General features: G+C 64.4%; 15 protein-coding genes and 2 pseudogenes. 11 read left to right on the plus strand and 6 right to left on the minus strand.

Translation table 11 applies throughout. The annotated features are described in order from the left end of the window. Positions 1–5: 5 nt before the first annotated feature. Entirely contained in the window at positions 6–1,319 is a 1,314-nt protein-coding gene (locus tag DB708_RS13500; RefSeq protein ID WP_108922570.1) for a flavin monoamine oxidase family protein, read from the plus strand. Further along, complete coding sequence (locus DB708_RS13505) at positions 1,316–2,704, plus strand: aldehyde dehydrogenase family protein (RefSeq protein ID WP_108922572.1); 1,389 nt, start codon at positions 1,316–1,318, stop codon at positions 2,702–2,704. The genes DB708_RS13500 and DB708_RS13505 overlap by 4 nt, the downstream gene beginning before the upstream one ends. Positions 2,705–2,719: 15 nt before the next feature. Here the strand turns inward: DB708_RS13505 and DB708_RS13510 are convergent, their stop codons facing one another. Beyond that, positions 2,720–3,391 (minus strand): FadR/GntR family transcriptional regulator, encoded by a 672-nt coding sequence (locus tag DB708_RS13510; RefSeq protein ID WP_108922574.1) that lies wholly within the window; start codon positions 3,389–3,391, stop codon positions 2,720–2,722. A gap of 78 nt (positions 3,392–3,469) precedes the next feature. On the opposite strand from DB708_RS13510, the gene DB708_RS13515 reads away from it, so the two are divergent. Next, complete coding sequence (locus tag DB708_RS13515; protein ID WP_108924180.1) at positions 3,470–4,702, plus strand: MFS transporter; 1,233 nt, start codon at positions 3,470–3,472, stop codon at positions 4,700–4,702. A gap of 77 nt (positions 4,703–4,779) precedes the next feature. Next, positions 4,780–5,220, plus strand: a complete 441-nt coding sequence (locus tag DB708_RS13520; protein WP_108922576.1) for a MarR family winged helix-turn-helix transcriptional regulator — start codon at positions 4,780–4,782, stop codon at positions 5,218–5,220. 19 nt (positions 5,221–5,239) lie between these two features. Here DB708_RS13520 and DB708_RS28210 read toward each other — a convergent pair. The 4 genes and pseudogenes from DB708_RS28210 to DB708_RS13540 all read right to left on the minus strand — a co-directional run. Further along, positions 5,240–5,779 (minus strand): annotated as a pseudogene (locus tag DB708_RS28210) (isochorismatase family protein); the annotation flags it as partial. A gap of 23 nt (positions 5,780–5,802) precedes the next feature. Beyond that, entirely contained in the window at positions 5,803–6,456 is a 654-nt protein-coding gene (gene leuD / locus DB708_RS13530) for a 3-isopropylmalate dehydratase small subunit (protein WP_108922578.1), read from the minus strand. A gap of 8 nt (positions 6,457–6,464) precedes the next feature. Then, positions 6,465–7,871 carry a 3-isopropylmalate dehydratase large subunit gene (locus DB708_RS13535; protein WP_108922580.1) on the minus strand — a complete coding sequence of 469 codons (1,407 nt, stop codon included), beginning with the start codon at positions 7,869–7,871 and terminating at the stop codon, positions 6,465–6,467. Next, on the minus strand, positions 7,868–8,734 hold the full coding sequence (locus tag DB708_RS13540; RefSeq protein ID WP_108922581.1) for an isocitrate lyase/PEP mutase family protein: 867 nt from the start codon (positions 8,732–8,734) through the stop codon (positions 7,868–7,870). The genes DB708_RS13535 and DB708_RS13540 overlap by 4 nt, the downstream gene beginning before the upstream one ends. A gap of 479 nt (positions 8,735–9,213) precedes the next feature. Between DB708_RS13540 and DB708_RS13545 the strand changes: the two genes are divergently transcribed. The 7 genes and pseudogenes from DB708_RS13545 (at position 9,214) to DB708_RS13575 (ending at position 16,603) form a co-directional block, all read left to right on the plus strand. Then, the gene (locus tag DB708_RS13545; RefSeq protein ID WP_201263520.1) at positions 9,214–9,618 is read left to right on the plus strand and encodes a hypothetical protein; all 405 of its coding nucleotides are present in this window, start codon (positions 9,214–9,216) and stop codon (positions 9,616–9,618) included. Between the two features lie 350 nt (positions 9,619–9,968). Further along, on the plus strand, positions 9,969–10,646 hold the full coding sequence (locus tag DB708_RS13550) for a GntR family transcriptional regulator (RefSeq protein WP_235616818.1): 678 nt from the start codon (positions 9,969–9,971) through the stop codon (positions 10,644–10,646). Next, the gene (locus DB708_RS13555) at positions 10,643–10,873 is read left to right on the plus strand and encodes a 4Fe-4S dicluster domain-containing protein (RefSeq protein WP_108922585.1); all 231 of its coding nucleotides are present in this window, start codon (positions 10,643–10,645) and stop codon (positions 10,871–10,873) included. The genes DB708_RS13550 and DB708_RS13555 overlap by 4 nt, the downstream gene beginning before the upstream one ends. A 25-nt stretch (positions 10,874–10,898) precedes the next feature. Further along, positions 10,899–12,286: pseudogene (locus DB708_RS13560) on the plus strand (ABC transporter substrate-binding protein). Then, positions 12,283–13,155 (plus strand): ABC transporter permease, encoded by an 873-nt coding sequence (locus DB708_RS13565; RefSeq protein ID WP_108922587.1) that lies wholly within the window; start codon positions 12,283–12,285, stop codon positions 13,153–13,155. Before DB708_RS13560 ends, DB708_RS13565 begins: the two are co-directional and overlap by 4 nt. Then, positions 13,152–13,904 (plus strand): ABC transporter ATP-binding protein, encoded by a 753-nt coding sequence (locus DB708_RS13570; protein WP_108922589.1) that lies wholly within the window; start codon positions 13,152–13,154, stop codon positions 13,902–13,904. Before DB708_RS13565 ends, DB708_RS13570 begins: the two co-directional genes overlap by 4 nt. Next, positions 13,901–16,603 carry a fumarate reductase/succinate dehydrogenase flavoprotein subunit gene (locus DB708_RS13575; RefSeq protein WP_108922590.1) on the plus strand — a complete coding sequence of 901 codons (2,703 nt, stop codon included), beginning with the start codon at positions 13,901–13,903 and terminating at the stop codon, positions 16,601–16,603. The genes DB708_RS13570 and DB708_RS13575 overlap by 4 nt, the downstream gene beginning before the upstream one ends. A 104-nt stretch (positions 16,604–16,707) precedes the next feature. Here DB708_RS13575 and DB708_RS13580 read toward each other — a convergent pair whose 3' ends face one another. Next, positions 16,708–17,247 (minus strand): GNAT family N-acetyltransferase, encoded by a 540-nt coding sequence (locus tag DB708_RS13580; RefSeq protein WP_108922592.1) that lies wholly within the window; start codon positions 17,245–17,247, stop codon positions 16,708–16,710.

The following is a 17,247-nucleotide window of genomic DNA, read 5'->3' on the forward strand; positions in this document are numbered from 1 at the left end:
GAACAATGTCCTACGATGTAGCCGTTCTCGGTGCCGGCCTGTCCGGCCTGTCTGCTGCCCGAGACCTGATGAAGGCCGGAGCCGACGTTATTGTCCTCGAGGCTCGCGGCAGAGTGGGCGGACGCGTTGAGCAGATCACGCTCGACGATGGCCGCATTGTCCAGCTCGGTGGTGAGGTGGTTGGTACCGGGCATACCGCGTATCAGAAGCTAGTCGCTGAGCTCGGGCTCACCTTGATTCCGAGTTACGTTGCCGAGCCGGGTGAGCTCACTTACGTTTTGGATGACCAGACGTATATCGGCGACGAACCGACGTGGTTTTCCAACGACGACCAGCGCAGCATGCGAGAGGTGAAGCACGAGTTCGCGGCGCTCGCCGCGACCGTCGACCCGGATGACCCGTGGTCGCACCCGGACGCGGTGTCGCTGGACGCCATGCCCGTGATGAGCTGGCTGCGCTGCATTGGTGCAACTCCGAACGTGCGGCGTGCACTCGAGGCGGGCCAATTGGGTCTGAGTTCGGGTTCCTTCGAACGGACTTCACTGCTGGCATTGCTGCGCAAGGCAGCCAGCATGCCGAGTAAGGAGCTGTACGCGTACGACGAATGGGAGAACCTTCGGGTGGCCGAGGGATCGGCCACGGTGGCACTGCGGATGGCCGCCGAGTTAGGTGACCGCATTCGGTTGAGTTCCCCGGTTCGCTCGATCAAGGTGGCGTCGGGAAGCAGTGCTGTACAACTGGTTTCGGGCGAGTTGGTGGAGGCGAACGCCGTGGTGAGCTCGCTTCCCGCCGGCCCGTTCCGGGACATCGCCGTAGAGGGTGTGTCCGACGCCCGCCTGGAGTCGCTGCGCCGGCAGCGTCACGCCTTGGCCGCGAAGTTCGTCGCCGCATACGAGCGGCCGTTCTGGCGCGATCGGGGGCAGAACGGCTTGACCGAATCCGAAGGCATCCTTGGGTCTTCGTGGCCGCAGACCGAAGGGGTGCTCTCCTGCCTCGTTCCGCCGGAGCGCATCGCCGCCTACTTGTCCACCTCGATGGAGCACCGCCAAGAGGAGGCGCTTGCCGAGCTGGCAAACTGGTTCGGAGCGCCGGCGTTGACCCCGGTCGCGACTTTCGAGCGGTTGTGGGGGACAGATCCCTGGACTCAGGGATACGTGACGCAGTGGCGTCCGGGCGATGTCCACCGAGTTGGTCGGTTGCACGGCACCCACGAGCCACCCTTCTACGTGTGCGGCTCCGACCAGTGGGTGGCGGGTTACATGGAGGGCGCGGTTCGCACCGGTCGCGCCGCTGCTGCCGAAGCGCTGGTACGCGGATGAGCACGATTGAGGTTCTCGACCCGGCGACCGCGCAACAGATCTCGTCCATCGAGGACATGGACGAGGCCGCCGTCGACGCCGTAGTCGCCACGGCGCGCGGGGCTTTCGACGCGGGCAAGTGGTGGCCTGGCACTCCCGACGACGAGCGCGGGCGAGTGTTGGCGCGTGCTGCGGAGTTGGTGCGCGCCATGGCCGACGAGTTGGCCCGGCTCGAGTCGCTGGATGTCGGCAAGCCGCTCGCCGAAGCGCAGTGGGACGTGGCGGAAGCCGCCCGGATCTTCGAGTACTACGCCGGCTGGCCAACGAAATTGGCAGGGGAGAGCTTTCCCGTCTCGGCCGAGGCGCTGAGCATCGTCGTCCACGAACCCATCGGGGTGGTCGCCGCGATCACCCCTTGGAACTACCCCTTGATGCTGGCCGCCCAAAAGGTCGCGCCGGCATTGGCTGCCGGTTGCAGCGTGATCCTGAAACCGGCTCAGCAGACACCCCTTACCTCGCTGCGGTTACCGGAGATCTTCGCTCAAGCGGGATTGTCCGACGGGGTGTTTCAGGTGGCGACGGGCGGCGCCCGAACGGGCGCCGCCCTGGTCGCCCATCCCGGGGTGGACAAGGTGTCGTTCACCGGATCGTCCGCGGTGGGCCGGCTGGTACTGCGTTCGGCGGCGGATTCGATCAAGCGGGTCGGGGTGGAGCTGGGTGGCAAATCGCCGAACATCGTCTTCGGCGACGCCGACCTTGCGGCGGCCATCGCCGGCACCGCGGCGGGGGTGTTCGCAAATCAGGGCCAGATCTGCTCCTCGGGTTCGCGCGTCTACATCCACGCGGATGTGTATGACGAAGTGCTGGAAGGCATCTGCGCGATCGCGGCCGACCTCAAACTGGGCGCCGGACTGGATCCCGACACGACGATGGGCCCGTTGGTAAGCCAGGTTCAGCAGGAGCGTGTCACGGAGTACATCCGCATCGGCGCCAAGGAAGGCAATGTCGCGGTGAGCGGTCGTTTGCCGACCGACCCAGGCCTCGAGAACGGCTTTTTCGTGCCGCCCACGGTGCTGGAAGTGGCGCACACGGCGGTCGTCGCGCGCGAAGAGATCTTCGGTCCGGTGATGGCGGTGGTGCGATTCACCGACACCGACGAGGTGCTCCGGATGGCCAACGACAGTCCGTACGGTCTCGCCGCGACGCTGTGGACGTCCGACCTCAGCCGCGCCCTGAGCGCCGCCCGCGCGATTCGGGCGGGCGTGGTGTGGGTGAACGAGTCGCAGACGGCGCCGCTACAGGCGCCCTGGGGCGGGTTCAAACAGTCTGGTATCGGACGCGAATTGGGTGCGCACGGGCTGGAAGAATACCTCGAGTCCAAGCACATCTACATCAACCACGGGTGACGCTAAGGCTTTTCGTTATCCGCGCAGTACCGAGATGAACACGCGTGCCGCTGCTACGGCCCGCTGCGGATCACCCGCGATGACTGCGTCGACCAACTCAGTATGTTGAGCCTCGTATGAGGCCCGGATACCGACCGGGCGGACCTCGACCGATCGGCTCAGCGTTGGCAGCAGCAGATCGTAGAACTGCAGATAGACCTCGTTGTGGCTGGCCGCGACGATCGCCCGGTGCAGCGCCACATCGGCCGAAACCATTTCAGTACGTTGGGATTCGGTGTCGGGATCTCGACTCCACAGTTCATTTCGCCGCACCAGTATTGCCTGCAAAGTCGAAATGTCAGTTGCGTCGCGCCGCTGGGCTGCCAGCGATGTGGCGGTAACTTCCAACGCCTCGCGTAACTCCAACACATCGCGTTCGCGTGCTGCGGCAAAGTATTCGGCGAGCGCGCCGCAGTGCTCGTCGTTGCTGACGACGTATGTGCCCGACCCTTGTCGTCGTTCGAGCATTCCCGCGTGTACGAGCGCCTGCACCGCCTCCCGCACGGTGTGACGCGACGCCCCGGTCATTTCGCACAGCTCCGGTTCGGTTGCAATGCGCTCGCCGACCTGCCACCGCCCAGACGTGATTTCGTCGCGCAGCTGATCGCAGACCTGCGCGACGAGTGTCTGGCGCCGAACTGGTTGCACGATCCGATGGTAGCCCGGTTTGACGAATTCATAGAATCATCCGATGATTTGATGAATATCCCCTACGAGAACGAGACAATGGCTGCGATTGCGAATGCCCAGGTTGAGCCCCCTGTAGCCCAGCGACGCCTGGTTGCCGGGCGAATTACCGTCCTGCTGGCGATCGTCCTGTTCTCGCTGGCGCTGCGTGCCGCGGTCACCTCACTGACACCCTTGTTGTCGCGAGTGTCAGGTGACATGGGCTTCGGCAGCACGATCGCCGGCCTCTTCGGGATGCTTCCCACCGCGATGTTCGCCCTGGCCGGATTCGTTGGCCCTGCGCTGGGCCGCAAGATCGGGCTCGAACGATTGGCTTTGTGCGCGGCTGTCGCGACAGCCGCTGGCCTTGCGGGCCGTTCGGTGGTGCCGAGCGTGGCGGGGCTGCTGGGGCTGATGACGGTCGCGCTGGCAGGCATGGGGATCGGCAATATCGTGATCCCACCGTTGATCAAGCGCTACTTCGCGGATCGGGTCGCGTCGATGAGCGCCGTCTACACGGCCTGTATCCAGTTGGGCACCATCATTCCTGCTGCCCTGGCGGTGCCCATCGCCGACGCGCAGGGCTGGCGAGTGTCGCTCGGGGTGTGGGCGCTGATCCCGCTAGCCGCGCTGCTGCCGTGCATCATGATCACCCTGCGGCCGCACGAGGCTGCTACCGCGGATCGCCGCGCTGGCGCACCGCAGGCAATCGGAGTTGTGTGGCGATCACCTGTCGCGTGGGGCTTGACCGTGATGTTCTCGATGACCTCATTGAATACCTACGCGTTGCTGACCTGGATCCCGCAGGTCCTCACCTCGGCCGGTGGCAGCGAGGCGTTCGGCGGTGCCATGGTTGCGGCCTTCTCGATCAGCGGGCTTGTCGCGGCGTTTGTCACGCCGGCCTTGTTCGCCAGGATCGCGAACCCCTTCCCTGTCGTGATCGGTTGCGCGGTCTGTTATTTGATCGGTTTCGCCGGATTGCTCTGGCTTCCGCTGACGGCAACTGTCGTTTGGGTGCTCATCGTTGGACTCGGTCCCAGCACGTTCCCGGGGGCGATTACGTTGATCAATCTCCGTTGCCGCACCGGGGCGGGCGCGACGGCGCTATCGGGCTCCGTTCAGGGTGTCGGCTACTTGGTCGCTTGCGCCGGACCGCTGGTTTTCGGTGTTCTGCACCAGATCAGCGGCCAATGGGCGTTGTCGTTCGGCTTCCTAGTGGTCACCGTCGTGGCGTTGATCGTTGGCGGATACCAGGCCTGCCAGCCCCGGTATCTCGAAGACACCACCGGCTAGATAAGCAATATGAACTGTCAATATATAACGGGTCGACGCAGAAAACCGGGTGAAACTGTGAAGCGTATTCTGCTCAGATGGTGCGTTACCCATCTAACCGGCAGCTGGCGGGTCAGGCGGCGTATGACCTCCGGCTGTTAGTAAGCCGGCTGCGGCGTCGCCTCAAACACGAGTACGACAACAAAGGGCTTACTCCGTCACAGATCTCAGTGATCAGTCGGCTCTCCCACGATGGCCCGGCATCAGCAAGCGACCTGGCCGCAGCTGAGGGCGTTCGCCGCCAATCGATGGCAGCGATTGTCAATCACTTGGATAGGTCCGGTTTACTCACTCGCACACCGGACCCTGAAGACGGGCGCCGGCAGCTGCTCGGTCTGTCCAGCGAGGCGGTCCGAGATTTGCAGCAAGGTCGCCAACTCCGCGATCAGTGGCTTGCCGACGAGCTGCGCGACCGCTACACCGATGAAGAGCTGCAACTGATTGCGGCAGCCCTGACGCTATTGACCCGGCTGGCCTAGGATTTCGCTCGGAAGTGCGCACTCGGCCGACGAGCGGAAAGATATGTTCGATCGCGAAGTCATGGTGGGCTTTCGATAGGCTCGCCATTGCGTCGGACACGCATACCACTTCGTAGCCCAGTTGCAGAGCTTCTCGCGCAGTTTGCTCGACGCCAAAGTTGGTAGCGATACCGGCCAACACGATCGAGCTGATGCCGCGCATGCCTAGTTCGTTGTCGAGTTGCGTGGAAGTAAATGCGCCCCACCCGTGCTTGGTGATTTGAATATCTGAATCCTGTTGTCCCAGTTCCACAACAATGCTATCCCAGCCGGACGGCATCGTATCAGGCAGTGGCGGCATAGGCATGTCGGCAACTGGACGTCTGTTGAGGGGATAGGACACGTTGACCAGCACTACCGGCGCGTTGAGCTTACGAAAATGATCAGCCAATCGCCGAGCGACACCGACGACTTGATACCCGGTGCGCGGCGCATGCGGAAGGTGTACCATGCCGTTTTGCAAGTCGATCAGGATCAGGGCTGTTGTCGTGGGATCTAGCAGTATTTCGCGGGAATCCATTGGAGTGCTTTCTATTTCGTATTTCAGGACGGGACGACGGTTTCGGGCCGGTGGTAGATCCACGGCCTGTTCCGGTAGTCGCGTGTGCGGAATCGTTCGATTTGGTCACGCAACTGCAATGTATTGCCGATCGCATCAAGCCCGTTGAGTAGCTGGTTGCGTGCCCGCTTATCGAGAGTGAATCGGTGACGTGGACCAGCGACGGCACCGACTTCGCATGCCAGGAGGTCGATCTCGATGCGTGGCACGGTTAGCGAGGTTTGCGACCCGAAGGTTTCTGCGACCAGTCGTTGATGGTCGCCAGCAGGTAGCGGCAGTGGGAGCAGGCCGTTGCCAATGCAATTGTTCTGGAAGATGGTCGCGAAGCTTGGCGCAATAACGGCACGAAAACCGTTGTCGCGCAACGCCCACACCGCTGATTCCCGTGAGCTTCCACACCCGAAGTTCTGGCCGGCCACCAGGATGGTTGCCCTGTCGTAGGGCTTCTGGTTGAGCACAAAATCCGTTCGCGGGCAACCTTGTTCGTCGGATCGCCAATCGAGAAACAAGGCCTCCTTGAAAGAGCCGTGTTTAGCGAGTTCTGACGGCTTGAATCGGGACGGGCTGAGGGCGTCGGTGTCTACGTTGGCCCGCAGCATGGGAGCCGCGATGCCGGTTACCTGCTGAAATGGTTCCATGATTGTTGTCACACCTGTCTGGGGTCGGTGAGTCGGCCGGTAATGGCGCTGGCAGCTACTGTCGCGGGACTAGCGAGGTGGGTGCGTACTCCGGGGCCTTGCCGGTTTTCGAAGTTGCGGTTGGTGGTGCTCGCGACACGTGATCCCGGCGGGAATCGATCACCACCGGCGTAAAAGCACATGCCACAACCTGATTCACGCCACTGAAAGCCTGCTTCGATAAATACCTTGTCGATACCTTCCGCCTCGGCCGCATGGCGCACCGCGGTGGATCCCGGCACACACAATGCTGTGACGCCGTCGGCGACCGTATGTCCGCGCAGCACCTCGGCGGCCACCCGCAGATCGCTGAGCCGGGCATTGGTGCAGGAACCGATGTAGGCGGCATCGATCGCAATCTCGGCAAGCGGGGTGCCTGGTAGCAATCCCATGTACCGCAATGCTTGTTGCGTGCCAGCGGGATCGGCTGTGTCGGCCGGATCGGGGATCGTGGTGTCGACGGCTCCGCCGTGAGCAGGGCTGGTACCCCACGTGACATGAGGCGCCAGGGCCGCGGCGCCGATGTGTGCGGTGCGCGCGAACACGGCGTCGGGGTCGCTGGCGAGGCGTTGCCACGCGTAGGTGGCTGCCGCCCAGTCATCGCCGCTGGGCGCGTAGGGACGCCCGGCCAGGTAATCCAGCAAGGTGTCGTCGGGAGCGATGACCGCTGTGCTAGCGCCGGCCTCAGTGGCCATATTGCACAATGTCAAACGCCCCTCAACGTCAAGAGAACTGACCGCTTGGCCGCGAAACTCGATCGCGTGCCCGGTGGCGCCGTTGGCACCGATGGTGGCAAGCAACGCCAGATTGAGGTCTTTGGCGTACACATGGTGGCCCAGCGGACCGTCGAAAGATACGAGCATGTTCGCTGGACGGCGCATCGCGAGTGTTTGTGTGGCCAAAGCGTGTTCGCAGTCCGTCACGCCCACGCCCCATGCCAATGCGCCCATCGCACCAAGCGTGGGGGTGTGGCTGTCGCAGCAGATCATCGTGGTGCCCGGCAGGGCAATGCCTTGCTCGGGAAACACCACGTGTGAGATGCCTTGGCGGTCATCGTCAACATCGAAGAGACTCACCTGGTGTTGGAGCGCTTGCTCCCGGAAGGCATTGATAAACATGGCACCGCTCGGAACTGGGGTTGAGCCCGAGGGGTCACGATTGGGTCGGGTGTCGACCACATGGTCCATCGTGCCGAAGACCAGGTTTCGGTCAAGTGGGCTGCGCCCCTCGTCAGTGAGTGCACGTAAAGCTAGCCCGCCGCTGCGGTCGTGCAGCAGTATACGGTCGATGTAGATCAACGAAGTGCCGTCATCGAGCTCGGCGACAACGTGGTCGTCCCAGATCTTGTCCATGATGGTGCGAGGCCGGGCGGTCATGCTAGGTACCGTGCTTCGAGTTCTTCGACCTCGCTCATGCCAAATAGTTTGTGCGCGTCGCGAAATGGTAGTAGCAGATGATTAAGACCGGCGGTGTCGCCGTCTTTGCGGATGCGTGCTAATGTCTCGCGCATGCCGCCCAGGGCGGCCAGCAGCAGTACTCCGGGCAGGCTTACTCGGGCAATGCCAAGTTCTTGTAGTTCGGTGAGAGTCAACCGCTCGGGTGATTTCCCGCCCTCAACGATGTTGACTGCCACGGGGCCCTGGATGTTGTTGACGGCGTGCCGAATTTCTTCTCGTGACGTCACTCCCTCGACGAAGATCATTGTGGCCCCAGCCCGCAGATAGGCGTTGCCCCGGCGGATCACCCCTGGCAATCCTTCGACCGCGAGCGCATCGGTGCGGGCATTGATCACAAAATCTGGGTCCCGCCGCGCATCGGCGGCGGCGTGGATCTTGGATACTGCCTCCTCGAGACTTATCAACTCCTTGCCGGCGAGGTGGCCGCAGCGCTTGGGGGAGAGTTGGTCCTCGAGGTTTATTCCTGCCGCACCGAGGTCTTCAAACGATCTGACCGTGTAGTAGCTGCTGACGGCGTTGCCGAAACCATTGTCGCCGTCCGCCATTACCGGCACATCCACGCTGCGTACGATGCGTGCGGTGCAAGCCGCCATGTCGTCGAGTGAAATCAACGAGTAGTCCGGCCGTCCGCAGTGGAAACCGGAGATCGCCGCGCCGCTGCACTGCAGCGCGGTATACCCAGCTTGTTCGGCCAGTTTCGCGCTGCTGGTATCGAAAACACCTGGCATAACCAATAGCTGGGGATCAAGAATCAGATCCTTGAGAATCGATCCTTTACTCATCTTGTCTCCTCTGCTAGCGCGGTGGTGTTGCACGCCAAAAGCGCCAGCGCTCCTGAAAGCTGACTTGGTGTGTGGCGCTGTGGCGTACTCACTAACAACGGACGGTTGCGGACCGTCTGGCCGATCGAGCGGGCGGGATGCCCGGCGAGGCTATCGTCAGCAGCCTATAATAGGCAGGGTAAACTGTCAAATAGTGAACCGTTACGGCTGCCGCCGACTGGTGCTTCTCGTGCCGGCTGTCGCCGACACATCCGGGTTCTGGAAAGCCTTGTGCGTGGCTTCTTTTGGTTGCAAACCAACACTATGAGATCGTCTCCCAATGCCACGGTTTCGAACCACGCTGCTGCCGCGCCTCGCCGGGTTCAAGATGACATGGCTTGCCCTGATTGGCGTTGGCGTTCTGGGCTCTGCGCGCTACCCCCCTCATCGCGGTTACCACTACCCAGCCCCCGTCATGGAAAGCTAACACCATGGGTACTGTGACGGTTCACTTCGGGAGACCCACAAAATTCCAACGGCTGAAGTACACCCAGCTATACGACAAAAAGCCGTTCCCCGATGCGGTGCTGCTGTATTACGACAATGGAATGTATGCCATCTTGTCCGAAGGTGAACACCACTATGGGACCTACGTGATGCAGGGAACTTTCACCGACCCGGCCTACACCGTGAATTTCATATCGCTGCCATCGCTGGATTGGTCAGGCATCAGCGTCCTTCACACTCTCGTCTTCGACACGGCCACGGCGACCTTCAGCCAGCGGCTCATCAACCCTCAAGACCCGAACGTGCCCGAGCAATCGGGCGGCTTCACCACGTTTGACAACACGGTTGCTGACCCCACCCAGTTGACCTGGGACTCGGTGCAAAAACTCGGGCGATGACACCGGACGCCAGGCTCGCGCCTGCAGCCAATGACGTCCGGTGCCCCGACAACCCGATTCCACACATCAGCACCAGCACCCAATCCAGAGGATGTGGCAATTCCCCCGCGAACGGTTCTGATCACCGGGATCGCAAAGGCGGCGCTTTTCCGCAGGTGGCGCAATAGCCACCCCGGCCCGGGTTTGCGCTGGTCGCCGCTGAAGTTCATCCGGCGCAATACCTCAACCTGCCATCGCGGTTGCTGATTGGCCACCCGAAATATGCCCCTGAGCTGCGTTAGCGTGGCGGCGTGGTTGATGCGATACCCATTCGCGGACCCCGGGCCGACCGTGCTCGCCGGGTGGCCGACGTGCTGCGCCAGCAGATCCACGCGGCGGCCTATCCCGACGGCCTGCCGGCCGAAAGCGTATTGGCGGCCGAGTTCGCGGCGTCGCGCAACACTATTCGCGAGGCTCTGGGCATCCTCAAGTATGAGGGTCTGATCGACCGCGGACCCAAGGTCGGCACCCATGTCGCGCAGCGCAAGTACGACCACCGGATCGACTCCCTGCTGGGATTGAAAGAGACCTTCAAACACATCGGCGAAGTGCGCAACGAGGTGCGCGCCGCCATGCTCGTGGTCGCTCCACCCGCGGTGGCCGGCCGGCTGGCGCTGGAGCCCGGGGAGCAGGCGGTGTTCATCGAGCGGTTGCGCTACCTCGGTGACCTGCCGCTCAGCCTCGACCTGACTTATCTCGCTCCCGATATCGGAACCCAGATTCTGGATCACCCCCTGGAAAACAACGACCTCTTCGCGCTCATCGAGCAGGTGAGCGGACACCGGCTGGGCTCGGCGTCGCTGGCGCTCGAGGCCATCCCGGCCGACGCGCATTCGGCGGCCACCCTGCAGGTGCCCGACGGCGCGGCGCTGCTCATGCTCGAGCGCGTCACCAGCCTCGACGACGGCAGACCCGTGGACTTGGAGTACATCCGGATGCGGGGGGATCGAATCACCATGCGCGGCAATCTAATAAGGAGCAAGCCATGACGCTGGTTGGCAACAACCGAGTCGACGTCCCGGTCACTATCGACGAGTCGCTGTGTATCGACGGCTGTACGCTCTGCGTCGAGATCTGTCCGCTGGATGCGCTGGCCATCAACCCCGACACCGGCAAGGCGTTCATGCACGTCGACGAGTGCTGGTACTGCGGCCCCTGCGCCGCGCGCTGCCCGACCGGTGCTGTGACGGTCAATATGCCGTATCTACTTCGCTGAAATACCCTACAGCCCAGGATCTTTTATGAAACGACACGCCACTGTGCTGGTGTCGGTCGCCGTCGCGATCATCGCGGCCCTGTCCGGTTGCTCGCTGGAATCACTCTCGGCGTCCTCCGGTGTGGTCAACGTCGTCATCGGCTATCAGTCCAAGACCATCAACACCGTGACCGCGGGGACCCTACTGCGCGCGCAGGGCTATCTCGAGCACCGGCTCGCCGACATCACTACCCGCACCGGCACCAAATACGCGGTCCGGTGGCAGGATTACGACACCGGTGCCCCGATCACCGCACAGATGCTGGCCGAGAAGATCGACATCGGCTCGATGGGGGATTACCCCATGCTGATCAACGGTTCCAAGACGCAGGCCAACCCGCTGGCGAAAACTGAGATCGTCTCGATCACCGGCTACAACCCCAAGGGCGCCCTGAACATGGTGGTGGTGGCGCCCGGTTCGTCGGCCACCACATTGAACGACCTGGCCGGCTCGAAGGTCTCGGCGAGCGTGGGCTCGGCGGGTCATGGCACGTTGATGCGGGCGCTGGACCGGGCCGCGATCTCAGGCGTGGAGGTACTCAACCAGCAGCCACAGGTGGGTGCCTCGGCTCTGGAATCCGGTCAGGTGCAAGGCCTTTCGCAGTTCGTCGCGTGGCCCGCGCTGCTGGTTTTCGACGGCAAGGCCAAACTGCTGTACGACGGCGCCGAACTGAACCTGCCGACCCTGCACGGTGTGGTGGTGCGTCGCTCGTATGCGAGCGCTCACCCGGAGGTGCTGGGGGCGTTCCTGCAGGCGCAACTTGATGCCACGACTTCCTCAACCAGAAGCCATTGGAGGCGGCCCGCATCGTCGCCCAGGGCAGCGGGCTGCCGCAGGAAGTGGTCTACCTCTACAACGGTCCCGGCGGCACCTCGTTCGATACCACGCTCAAGCCATCGCTGATCGAGGCGCTGAAAAACGATGTCCCGTACCTGAAGTCGATCGGTGACTTCGCCGACCTCGATGTGGCCGGCTTCGTCCAGGATGCGCCGCTGCGCGCCGTGTTCGGTGCTCGCGGCCGCAACTACGACGCCACCCTGGCCGCTTCCGCCAACCCGTCGGTGCTTAGCGGGGATCCCGCCCTGGCAAGCGAACTGTGGCTGGACGGCTCCGATTCGACCGAGACGATGGCCAACCCGAACGGCCTGCTTAGGGCGGTCCGGGATGCGACCGCCCGCGGTACCAAAGTGCGCGCCGCTTATGTTCCCGACGCTGAGCTGGGCACCCGGTGGTTCGCCGACAAGGTGGTCTGGGTGAAAGACGGTCAGAACTACCTGCCGTTCGGAACTCCGGCCGGCGCGCATCGCTATATCGCCGCTCACCCTGGCGGCGCCATCGTGAATTACGAACAGGCCCTTGGAGGATCGGTATGACCGCTTTCCTGACCGGCGACCCGGCAGCGCCGGTCACCGGCCACGTCGTCGACGTGGTCGCAGCGACCGGCGCCCCGCGGCGTGCCGCCTCGCCATGGTTTCCGCGGCTGCTGCGGCTGGCCTCGGTTGCCGCCGCCATCGGGCTGTGGCAGGTGCTGACCGCGGACAAGGTGCGGCTGCTGCTGCGATTCGACACGTTGCCGACCGTCACCGAGGTCGTGCACGCGCTGCAGCGCCGGCTCGGCACCTATGAGTACTGGCTTGACCTGGCGCAGTCGTTGATCCGTATTCTCACCGGTTTTGGACTGGCCGCCGTGATCGGCGTCGCGACGGGAGTGTTGCTGGGCCGCTCCCGGTTGTTCGCCAACACCTTTGGCCCGTTGGCAGAGTTGGCCAGGCCCATCCCGGCGATCGCGATCGTGCCGGTGGCGATTCTGCTGTTCCCCACCGACGAGTCGGGCATCGTGTTCATCACGTTTCTGGCGGCCTACTTCCCGATCATGGTGAGCACCCGGCATGCGGTTCGGGCGCTGCCCACCCTGTGGGAAGACTCGGTGCGCACCCTCGGCGGCAACCGGTGGGACGTCCTGAAACAGGTGGTGCTGCCTGGCATCCTGCCGGGAGTGTTCGGCGGCCTATCCGTCGGCATGGGGGTGGCGTGGATCTGCGTGATCTCCGCGGAGATGATCTCGGGCCGCCTCGGGATCGGCTACCGCACCTGGCAGGACTACACCGTGCTGGCTTACCCCCAGGTGTTCGTCGGCATCATCACCATCGGCGTGCTGGGATTCGCGACAGCAGCGGCCGTCGAAGTCGTGGGCCGTCGGGTGACCAGCTGGCTGCCGCGCGCCAAGGAGGAGCAGCGATGACTACAACAAGTAACGCGATGAGTCTCGAAGTGGACCGAGTTCGCTTGTCCTACACCGATGATCCGGTGATCGACGGGCTGAGCATAGCCGTACGTCCGGGGGAGATCCTGGTGCTCACCGGTCCCTCGGGTTGCGGCAAGTCGACTGTGCTGCGCGCCCTGGCGGGACTGCTACGACCCGACCACGGCCGGATTCTGGCCGACGGCGCCGACGTGACCACCACCTCCGGCGACCGGGGGATGGTGTTCCAGGACAACGCATTGCTGCCATGGCGCACGGTGCGGTCCAACATCGAATTGGCGCTGCGGCTGCGGGGCGTGCCCCGTGCCCGACGCCGAGCGGAGGCCAACCGCTGGATAGCCGAGCTCGGTCTCACCGGCTTCGGCGACTACCTGCCCAAGAGCCTCTCCGGTGGCATGCGCCAGCGTGTCCAGCTGGCCCGCGGCCTGGCCGGGACGCCGCGTGCGGTGATGATGGACGAGCCGTTCGGTGCCTTGGACACTCAAACCCGTACGGCCATGCAGCGGTTGCTGATCGAAACCTGGAGCGCTTATCCGACGACGATCGTCTTCGTCACGCACGACGTCGACGAGGCGCTGCTGCTGGGTGACCGCATCGCGGTGCTGGGCAAGGCCGGACAGCCGTTACGTGCTCTGGTCGACGTGCCCGAGCCGCGCGTCGACCAGCAGCGCAGCGCCGTTCGCGCCGAAGTCATTGCCGCACTAGACCATTCGGCGGTAGCCGCATGATGCAGATACCGGATGCTGCCACACCGGTACGCCTGGACTGTGACGTGCTGGTCGTCGGCGGCGGCACCGCGGGAACCATGGCGGCGCTGTCGGCCGCCGAGAACGGCGCGCGGGTGCTGCTGCTGGAGAAAGCCCATGTGCGGCACTCCGGTGCGCTGGCGATGGGCATGGACGGGGTCAACAACGCCGTCATCCCGGGCAAGGCCGAGCCGGAGGACTACGTCGCGGAGATCACCCGTGCCAACGACGGAATCGTCAATCAACGCACCATCTACCAGACCGCCAGCCGGGGGTTCGCCATGGTGCAGCGGCTGGAGCGCTACGGGGTGAAGTTCGAAAAAGACGAGCACGGCGAGTACGCGGTGCGCCGGGTGCACCGCTCGGGTTCTTACGTGCTGCCCATGCCGGAGGGCAAGGACGTCAAGAAGGCGCTGTACCGGGTGCTGCGGCAGCGGTCGATGCGAGAGAAGATCCAGATCGAGAACCGCCTGATGCCGGTGCGGGTGCTGGTCGACGACAGTTCCGGGGAGCCGCGTGCCGTCGGCGCCGCGGCGTTGAACACGCGCACCGGCGAATTCGTCGCCATCGGCGCCAAGGCGGTCATCCTGTCGACGGGGGCCTGCGGTCGGCTCGGGCTGCCCGCATCGGGCTACCTGTACGGCACCTACGAGAACCCGACCAACGCCGGGGACGGGTACGCGATGGCGTACCACGCGGGTGCCGAGTTGTCCGGAATCGAGTGCTTCCAGGTCAATCCGCTAATCAAGGACTACAACGGCCCGGCCTGTGCTTACGTGGCGAACCCATTCGGCGGCTACCAGGTCAATTCGGACGGCGAGCGGTTCGTCGACTCCGACTATTGGTCGGGCCAGATGATGGCGGAGGTCAAAAGTGAAATCGACTCCGCGCGCGGGCCGATTTATCTGAAGGTCTCGCACCTGGCCGACGAGACGCTCACGGCGCTGGAAAACATCTTGCACACCACCGAACGTCCCACCCGGGGCACATTCCACGCCAACCGTGGCCATGACTACCGGACGCACGACATCGAGATGCACATCTCCGAAATCGGCTTGTGCAGTGGTCATTCCGCTTCCGGTGTCTGGGTCGACGAGCATGCGCGAACCACGGTCCCCGGGTTGTATGCCGCGGGCGATCTGGCGTGTGTCCCGCACAACTACATGATCGGGGCCTTCGTATTCGGCGATCTGGCCGGCAGTCACGCCGCCTCGGTGCGCACAGAAGTGACTGCGCCGCAGCGACTTCCGGACGATCAACTGCGTGAGGCGCACGAGCTGATCTATCGGCCGCTGCAGCATCCGGATGGGCCGCCGCAGCCACAGGTCGAGTACAAGCTGCGGCGGTTCGTGAACGACTATGTGGCGCCACCGAAGACGGCGGCCAAGCTGTCGATCGCGGTGCGCTCTTTCGATCGGATGAAAGACGAGATCACCGAGATGGGTGCCCGCACCCCGCACGAGCTGATGCGGGCCGTCGAGGTGTCGTTCATCCGGGACTGCGCCGAGATGGCCGCGCGATCCTCGCTCACCCGCACCGAGTCCCGTTGGGGTCTCTACCACGAACGCGCCGACATGCCGGTCCGCGATGACAGCGAGTGGGGTTATCACCTCAACCTGCGTAAGGGATCCGGCGGCCAGATGGTCTTCCTCAAGCGCCCGGTGGCCCCGTACCTGGTATCGGTCCCGGAGCTGGATGGCCTGCCGCCGACCGACCAGACGGTGCACGAGGTAGAGCAGCCACCACTGGTCGGCGGCAAAGCCCCGGCCACTGCCGGTTCCCGAATCACTGCGGCCCCAACCACGTTCGAGCCGCCGTCACCGCGTATCGCCGAGGTGCTCGCGCTCGAAGAGCCCACGATCGCCGAGCTGCAGCCGTATTTGGCCGACGCCGATCCAGGGGTGCGCCGTACCGCCGTGGCAACACTGACCGAGCACATTCCCGACGGGTATGCGCCTGCCCTGTTCGCAGCGCTCGACGATGCCGACGCCGGGGTGCGCCGGACCAGCGCCGAGGGGATCCGCGAGCTGGTCGAAGTGCTGCCCGACCCGGCCGGCGCCGTGCCGTATCTGCTGTCGGCCGACACGGTCGTGCGGGCCGCCACGGTCTACCTGCTGGCCGCCCGCCGGGCCGGTGCAGCCGGCCAATACCGCCGCGCCCTAGACGATCCCGACCACCGGGTGCGTATCGAGGCGGTGCGGGCGCTGGTGTCGGTCGACGATGTAGCCGGGGTCGAGCTGGCCACCCGCGACGAGAGCCGGGAGGTCCGCATCACGGCGGCCGCCGGTTTGGCTACCCTGCGTTCCGGCGTGGCGGCCGTCAGCGCGCTGATCGCCGACCCCGATCCGTTGGTGCGCGCGGCCGCGCTCGCTGCGCTCGGTGAATTAGGCTGCGGCCAAGACGATTTCGCTGTCGTCGAACGCGCGTTGCTGGCGCCGGCGTGGCAGATACGCGTGGGTGCGGCTCGCGCGTTGGCCGGCGCCACGACCGAATTCGCGGTGCCACGGCTGACCGGCGCGCTGTCCGACCCGCACCTCGATGTGCGCAAGGCGGCGGTGCTCAGCCTGACCCGCTGGGCCGCCGACGCCGCGGCTCGTGATGCACTCGGCATCGCGCTCAAGGACAGCGACGCCGACGTGCGGGCCTACGCGCGCCGGGCCTTGGAAGTCCAAAACGCGTAGTCAGGCGGGTCGACGCTTAGCCGCTGAGAGTCGAGTGCCCATCCTGGGCATCGCGTGTGCGCACCGGGCGCAGATCTCGGCGACTTCTCATCGCGGCCGCACACTCAACGCCGGGTCGTGGCGTAGAGCAGGCTGTCCCGCAGTTCGGGTCCCATCGTGGGGTAGACGGCGTGCCGTGCCAGTCGTCCTTCCAGCACGAACCCGGCCCGTTCCAGCAGTCGTGCCGATCGCACGTTGTCGACGCTGCAGGTGGCCCAGACACGATTCACCTTCCGGTCGGCCTCCAGCGCGGTCAGTAGCAAGTCCAGCACCTCGGACATCAAACCTTTGCCCCACCACTTCCGGCCGAGGCAGTAGCCGATTTCGACCGATTCGGGCGACGAGCGCCGGCAGCTGGTCAGCCCGATGACGTCGCCGCTGTGCCGCAGTTCGATGGCCCAGGTTCGCTCCTGGCCGGTGGCGTTGAGTTTCTCGGCGATCACCCGTCGGGTAGTCGCCACGTCGGGATGCGGCGCCCACAGCAGATACTTCGTGACCGCGCGATCGCGGGCTACCCGCTGGAACAGCGCACCGGCGTCGTCGAGCGTGGGCAGCCGCAGCAGCAGCCGCGGCCCGATGATGCGGTCGGGTGGGTAGTCGACCAC

The organism is Mycobacterium montefiorense, assembly GCF_003112775.1.
In the GTDB taxonomy this organism is placed as follows: Bacteria; Actinomycetota; Actinomycetes; order Mycobacteriales; family Mycobacteriaceae; genus Mycobacterium; species Mycobacterium montefiorense.